The sequence below is a fragment of the Myroides sp. TSA_177.3 genome (assembly GCF_052691955.1).
Map to the genome: position 1 here is coordinate 19,525 of NZ_JBQZGD010000030.1, position 7,647 is coordinate 27,171.

4 protein-coding genes are annotated in these 7,647 nt (G+C 34.6%); 2 read left to right on the forward strand and 2 right to left on the reverse strand.

Annotated elements, in window-relative coordinates:
• Positions 1 to 3: 3 nt before the first annotated feature.
• Together ACUTSE_RS17060 and ACUTSE_RS17065 are read left to right on the forward strand one after the other, a co-directional pair.
• The gene (locus ACUTSE_RS17060; protein ID WP_445641114.1) at positions 4 to 1,545 is read left to right on the forward strand and encodes a hypothetical protein; all 1,542 of its coding nucleotides are present in this window, start codon (positions 4 to 6) and stop codon (positions 1,543 to 1,545) included.
• 72 nt (positions 1,546 to 1,617) lie between these two features.
• Entirely contained in the window at positions 1,618 to 3,126 is a 1,509-nt protein-coding gene (locus tag ACUTSE_RS17065; protein ID WP_445641115.1) for a hypothetical protein, read from the forward strand.
• Between the two features lie 118 nt (positions 3,127 to 3,244).
• Here the strand turns inward: ACUTSE_RS17065 and ACUTSE_RS17070 are convergent, their stop codons facing one another.
• On the reverse strand, positions 3,245 to 3,994 hold the full coding sequence (locus ACUTSE_RS17070) for a glycerophosphodiester phosphodiesterase (RefSeq protein WP_445641116.1): 750 nt from the start codon (positions 3,992 to 3,994) through the stop codon (positions 3,245 to 3,247).
• Between the two features lie 179 nt (positions 3,995 to 4,173).
• Positions 4,174 to 7,320, reverse strand: coding sequence for a S41 family peptidase (locus ACUTSE_RS17075; protein ID WP_445641117.1), 3,147 nt, complete (start codon positions 7,318 to 7,320; stop codon positions 4,174 to 4,176).
• Between the last annotated feature and the right edge of the window lie 327 nt (positions 7,321 to 7,647).

Consider the following 7,647-nt stretch of genomic DNA (forward strand, 5'->3'; position numbering starts at 1 on the left):
AACATGAGAGGGCTAATTTTATTTGCAGGCATACTGATGCTATTGAGTTGCCAAGGAAGAAAAACAACTTCCACAGAGCGCAGTACACCTGCACAAGAAAACCTACAGGAGAAGACGATTGAAAAAAAGCTTGTTACCCAACAACAAAGAGATAGCGTGCTGGAGGTAATTCAAAAAGAAAGAGAATTAAGGCAAATCGAAATACACAGTGTTAATGATATGAATGCAAAAAATGTGAGAGTCAATATAGATACTATTGATTTTGTAAATAAAGAAGCCTTGTATGCTGTTTTAAGAAAGCACATCAAGCAAAAAGTAACAGAAGATCGTAAAATAGAAATAGAAAAGAATGGAGATAGTGATATGATGATATCTTATGAAGGATATAATTACTTTCACAATATGGATAATATCTTTGCAGTATTAAAGAGCTGGTTGCTATCGAAACACTTTAAATTTCCATCCACAGCAGTTTATACCCAACGCCTCAAAGAAGTATTTCATTATGATGGCACGGTAGTTAATGGATATCCCATGGTTGTTAATTCGGATATACTAGGCTTTTCCAGAACTGGCGGAATTCTAAAATTAGACGATGATTTTGCCGTTAGTTTATATGACGATGATCTCTTGGAGATGCCTCATTATGTTTTTGGCGTAAAAGACTTTCAATTTTTATATGCCCCTGGTTTTTATGATTTTAATCAATTTCCAGGAACTATGTATTATATAGAAAATCCTGTACAATCTAATACGGATGATGACAGCATAAAAACAGAAGATGAAATGTATGATCCCAAGAATTGGGTATTGTATTTTCGAGAGAGTATTTATTATCAAAACGATTATCTATTTAACAAAAGTAATATCGGACTTAACTGGTTGTATTTAAATAATCCTACTTATTTGACCATGCTTTATGAGCGATTTGGTTACTATGGAGACGATCGATTGACTCAGATTTATCTGGAAGATGTCAAGACCTCGTATGAGCGCTATCTGAACTATGATATCAAAACAACGTTTAGGTATTTTGAGGATAGTTATACAGGTGCTTATACAAATGGCGGAAGTCTCTTTGCAAATCCATATTCTTTTTTTGGTACCTATCGCGGTTTTGATAAAAAGTTTTTGTTCAATAAGCGGTTATTGGAACAGTTTGTAACGCTTACTAATGGAACAGAGGACTATATATATCCCTTTATTATACAGGAATTTATAGTTAATCTCAACAGTAAGGAAACGATAGATTATTATAATATGTTTTTTTCGGATAATAGACAGGTAGATGAAGATTTGACAAAAGAAATACGAATGTTCTTACTCGCTCATCTGAGTTATTACAGTCAGAAAATATATGATAAAAACCCAGATATAGCGGCATTATCTCCTGGATTAAGTCATTATAGTGCTTTATATTCTCAGTTGTATTTAAAAGATAGTAGAGAAGAATTATTAGAATATTTGAGGAAGAATAACTACTTCGGGTATCCTGATTATCCTGCAATGATCGAAGAAATTCGCACCGAACAGGGAATGTGGTAGAATTAGTAAGTGAGGAATCTCTTTTTACAATAAAAAAGGATATAATTTTTAAAACCCAGAAAGGAGGAAAATATGAGAAATATTTTGATTGTCTTAATGCTAAGTCTTAGTTTACTAAGTTGTCAAGGAAAGGAAACAAAAGAAGACAACGTAACTACTAGTGCCCTTGAGGTACAAGAGAAACAAGATCAACAACAACCCAAACCGTTACTAGATTTTATTGCCATAGATAGTATCAAGGCAGTATTAAAACAAGAATACACGAAAATGAGAGAAAAGGAGAATATGAATTGGATATATGACAGAGGGTTATCGAAATATAGGGATGTTATTTATTTAGATAGTATTTCTTTTAAAGGAAAAGAAGCGTTTTATCAGAAAGTCAAGATAGATATTGAGAACACCTTAGCTTATCAGAAGGATTATGAGAATGAAAGAGCCAAGGTTGATAATGAGGAGCCTCGGTATTCATATACTTATGGAGGTTATGATTATTTCGACACTTTTCAATATATCTTTTCGATTGTAGAAGTGCATCTAAAGACTAAAAACTTTGTATTCCCAACAGCAGAAGTTTATAAACAACGCATGAAGGAAGTGTTTGGGTTTAGTGGACAGGTTAAAAATAGTTTTCCTCTGATGGAGGAAAATGGTCAATTGTTTTGTTTTTCTTTGAATGCAGGACGACCTAATTATCCTTATGAACCAGATGAGATAGAATTTTATGGGAGTGATTATCTAGTATTACCTTACTATTTTTATAATTATTCAGGATATAATTTTATTTACACCTCATTAAAAAATTGGGAAGGGATACCGAGTACTATGTTTAATGAAATGGAGATGAGGGATACCAAAAATTGGACAGCAAAAATCAGAGAAAGCATCTACCACGAGAATAACTATTTGTTTAATAAAAGCGCTATAAGTTTAAATTGGCTTTATCTACATGATCAGGAATTTCTAACGATGTTATATGAAACTTTTGGCTACTATGGAGATGATCGTTTGACACGGTTTTATATAGAGGATGTAAAAACATCCTATGAACGATTTTTAAAGTATGGTATTAGAGCTTATTTTAAATATCAACCTGTCGGAATAGCTACTGATAGTCCTACTTTATTAGCCAATCCTAATTTTTTCTTTGGAACTTATCGTCCCTATGATAATAAGTTTTTGATCAATAAGAAGTTATTAGAGCAGTTTGTTTCCCTTACTAATGGGACAGAAGACTATATCTATCCTTTTATAATTCAGGATTTGATTAATAATCTAGAGTCTTCAAAGTATTATGATAGATATTTTGAAGATAATTTAATTGATAATCACAAGGTGAAGGAGTTAAAGATGTTCTTAGTATCACATCTAAGTTATTACAGTCAAAAGATATATGATAAAAACCCAGATATAGCTGCATTATCTCCTGGATTAAGTCATTATAGTGCCTTGTATTCTCAGCTGTATTTAGAAGAAAGCAGAGCAGTATTATTAGAATATTTGAAGAAGAATAACTACTTCGGGTATCGTGATTATCCTGCAATGATTGAAGAAATTCGTGCAGAACAGGGTATGTGGTAAATAGAAGCCCAGTGTTTGCTGGAATATGAGTATCAGTATAAAACGATGCATATATTATAATAAAGGCAGTTGTGTCAAAACACAACTGCCTTTATCCTATAAAGCAAATAATTGAAATTTAAATTCGTTCAGGAAAATTAGTGATAATACCATCTACCTTTAGTTTTTTCATGCGTTCAATATCTTTAGGATCATTCACAGTCCATGGAAATATTTTTAGCTTTTCTTTTTTAATCAAAGCTGTATTTTCCTCATTGAGCATTTTGTGATAAGGATTAATAGCTTTGGCTTGAATACTTAACGCAAACTCAATAGCATCTTCTGGTTTTTTTTCTGTTAATACAGCGAGTGGTAAATCGGCATCTAAGTCATGTGCAATTTTCAACTCTTCCCATTTAAAACTAGAAAGAATAAAATCGTCATACGTCCATCCTCTTTGTAAGAAATTATGAATAATTCGATGCGTATCTACCGCTGTATTACTTCCTTTTAGTTCAATATTTAGTACTGCCTTTTTTCCTATAACATCGATCACTTCTTCTAACGTTGGAATTTTGTATTTGCCTCCTACTAAAACATCTTCCAATTCCTCTAGGGTATAACTTTCAATATTCCCTTTCGCATTGGTGATGCGATCAAGTGTATCATCGTGAAAAACAACAAGTTCTCCGCTTTTTACTTTGAATACGTCAATCTCAATCATATCACAGCGTAAATCGATGGCCTTTACAACAGATTCAACCGTGTTCTCAGTAATATGCCCCATAGCCCCTCGATGTCCAATACGCAGTGTTTTTGTTTCTTGCGCGATTGTGGTAGAAGTGATTACAGTACAAAGTAAGGATAACAATGGCGTTTTTAATTTCATAGTTCAAGTATTGATTAGTGAAAAACAAAAGTGTATCAATTCTAAGGAATAGCAATTATCTCTACATTATGTTATTGTAAATAAAAAAGCGATTGCATTTAAAATGATAAAATTCACCATTAATATATTGAAAAAGAACGAAAAAAGAGAACTTTTTCAGTAAAAAGTTCTCTTTTTGTTTATTTCTTTGGATTTAAATCCTGTAAAATTTCTTGTACAGCACGTTCTAACTGTGGATCTTTCTCTTGAAGTCGATCCATAAACGTATTTTTGACATAAATATCAGGCGCAACCCCCGTTTTTTCTAAATTATCCCCTTCTAAAGTATACGTTCCCCAAGATGGTAAGCGATAAAATGAATTGTCAACTAACGATTTACCAGAAGTAAAAATAATCCAACGATACGTTTCTTGACCAATGATTTTACCCAGTTTTAAAGCTTTAAAACCAGCTGCCGTCATTTCCGCATCACTAAGTGAAAATTCGTTGATTAGTAAGACAATCGGTTTTCCACTTGGGCTGAAATTACTTTGCATCGTGAGTTTGCCTTCTCTATATTTCCATTGTAAGTAAGGGCGTTGTGCCAAGAAATTAAGCACTTTATCGTGTACATTTCCTCCTGTATTGAAACGAAGATCTAAGATGACACCTTCTTTGTGGTGTTCTTGCTCTACCATATCCAATAAGAAAGAATCTAACTCCGTAGATCCCATGTTTTTCATGTAACTATAGGCAATTCTGTCGTTACCCCATTCGTTGACACGTTGTTTATTTTGATAGATCCATTCATCGTATAATAAACCTTTTTGGGCAGTAAACGAGATGGGATGTAGTTTTACCTTAACTTCTTTTGCACCGCGTAAGAAAGTCAATTCAATTTCTTCTTGGGTAGGAGCAAACGTAAAATAAGCATCACGGTTTTTTGTGGAATCAACTTTCTGCCCATTAACATGCGTCAATATATCACCTTGTTGTAGTGTAATATCCTTTGTTGCTGCAGGAGATTTGCGTAGTACACGTGCTACTTCATAAGGATTTGATGCAGAAAAAATGACCCCAGTCTCTACGGTATTGTATTGTAATCTCGTTTTTTCTTCTTCCCCCGTTGAGGTAAAGCCCAAGTGAGAAGACCCTAATTCACCTAACATATCATTTAGTAAGATGCGAAGATCATTTCTACTATTTAGATAGGGAATATAGGAGGCAAAATATGTTTTTGTAGCTTTCCAATCTAGACCATGGAAGGTTTCGTCATAGAAATTTTCTTCTACACCTGCCCAAGTTTCATCAAACATCTGACTAAATTCTTCCGCTAAGTTTTTAGTGAACGAATAGGAGATGTTGATTTTCTCTGGGGTGCCCTTCTCTAAAGCAAATTTATAGATATTACTACCACTTAGTGCATAGAGTGTTTTGTCTTTTCGTTGCAGTTGACTCACATTTTTATCCCATACTTTTTCTGTTTTAGCGTCTTCAAACTGCTCATAAATCTTGCGATATAAGGTGTATTTGCCATTTTCTTGATTGGTAGAATAATACACATATTCTTTTTTATCCTTTTGGAAAACAGCAGGTGTATATTGATTGCCAAATTTGTCGCTAACGAGTTCAATGCGATCGAGTACATCTTGTGTATTGATGCTGACTACAACGGCTGGTTTAGGTGTTTCTACTGCTTTTGTTTTACTCTTCTTACTTTCGACTTTTTCTTCTTTTTTGACCACAAATAATTGATCAAACTCATCTGATTTAAATGGTTCAGCATACCAATCCAATGCTAAGCGATAGATACTTGCATTTTGCATGCCCATCGGATAAGAAGGATTTAAGCGATCACTAGTGAAGTAAATGTATTTTCCAGACGGAGACCAAACAGGATTCGTTTCTGAAACTCCTGTATTTGTCAAGTTGATAGTTTCATTTTTTTTGATGTTATGGATAAAGATATCATCCTCAAAATTTCGTTTTGCAGTAAAGAGCACATACGCTCCATCTGGTGAAAAAGATGGTGGAGCGCTTTGGAAAGCCCATATTTCATCCTTGACAATCGTTTTAGATGTAAACGTTTGTAAATCGAGTAAGCGAATTTCATCTCGACCGCTCGTATAAACCGCTTGGGTAAGCTCTTGATTAAACGTCAAATCTCTATTATTACGCGTGTCATGGGTTAATTGTTCTGCTTTTCCTTTTCCATTCGCTGCAATTTTAAACCAGTTTTGGTAACCGTTGTACGTTTGACTAAATAAAAGCGTTTGATTGTCTTTTAACCATTTTACTTCCATCACTCGTTCTGTACCCATGGTGATAGCTTGGATAAACTTACCTTCAATATCCGATACAAACAGAACTCCTCGACTAACGAAGGCTAGTTTTTTTCCATCAGGGGAAAGATCAAAGAAACTAATATTGCCTTCTACTTTAAAGGTTTGTTCTTTAGCAATCGATTTATTCGTGTTTAATGTAATATCAAGCGAACGAACTTGATTTAGCTTGGTGTCAAACACAAAAAGTTGGTAGTCTTTTTCAAAAATAACTTGACTTCCATCTGCAGATACAAAAGGTTTTTTGATGGAAGAGGTGAATTCAGTTAAGGCTGTCTTCTTGCCATTTCTGAAGGTGTATAGGTTGTAATGTCCATTATTTTCATCCGAAATAAAGTAAATATTACCTTGTCGATCAACTGTAGGATTAAAATCTTTACCGTTGTAATCTGTATAGGATTTGAAACTTTGATTCGTTGGATTATACCCTAAAATATCGGGGTTATTTTCACCCTTATATCGTTTACGTATTACTTGATTTGAGCTTTCAGTTGAATTGGTAAACAAGTATTCACCCGCTGGTGTTTCAACTAATCCATTGGTGTTGTTGAAGTAGTTGGTGAAGAGTGGAGTAGGAGTTCCTCCATTTTTGCTGATGGAAAAAGAAGCATAGTTGTTATACGCATTACTCGTAAAATAGATTGTTTCACTGTCCCAACTCCAGCTTTCCATTTCATCTGCTGCTTGGTGATAGGTTAATTGTTGAATAGGACCACCAGTTAAAGGCATCAGAAAAATGTCCTTATTGCCATATTGATCTGAGCTAAAAGCTAGCCATTTTCCATCTGGAGAAACACGCGGATTGGTTTCATTACCCGGTAGGGCAGTGAGTCTTAAAGCTTCTCCACCTGATGTGGGCACTTGCCAAAGATCTCCATCAAAACTAAAGTAGGTGGTTTTTCCATCTGGGCTTAGTGAAGGAGTAGAGGTGAAGTGTACTTTATTTTGACCCCAGACCATGGAAGTCAAGGCTAAGGTTAGAAGAGAAATAGTCTGTTTAAGCATAATACTATATTTTTCCTAAACTTAAAACTATTTTGCGCAAGAGCCAAGTTGTTTTTTGTGCCGTTTGCTCTTTGTGAGGTTTGTACTTTGTGAGGTGGTGAGGTGGTGAAATCGAAACGCAGTGTAGATTCATCGAACACGAAAACAAATATAAACTAGGTGAGATAGAAGGCGAGGTGATGAGGTGGTGAAGTGGTGAAATCGAAACGCAGTGTAGATTCATCGAACACCAAAACAAATATAAACTAGGTGAGATAGAAGGTGAGGTGGTGACCAACCCCATAACGCATAACTTCCAACCCATACCCCATAACTTCCAACCCATAC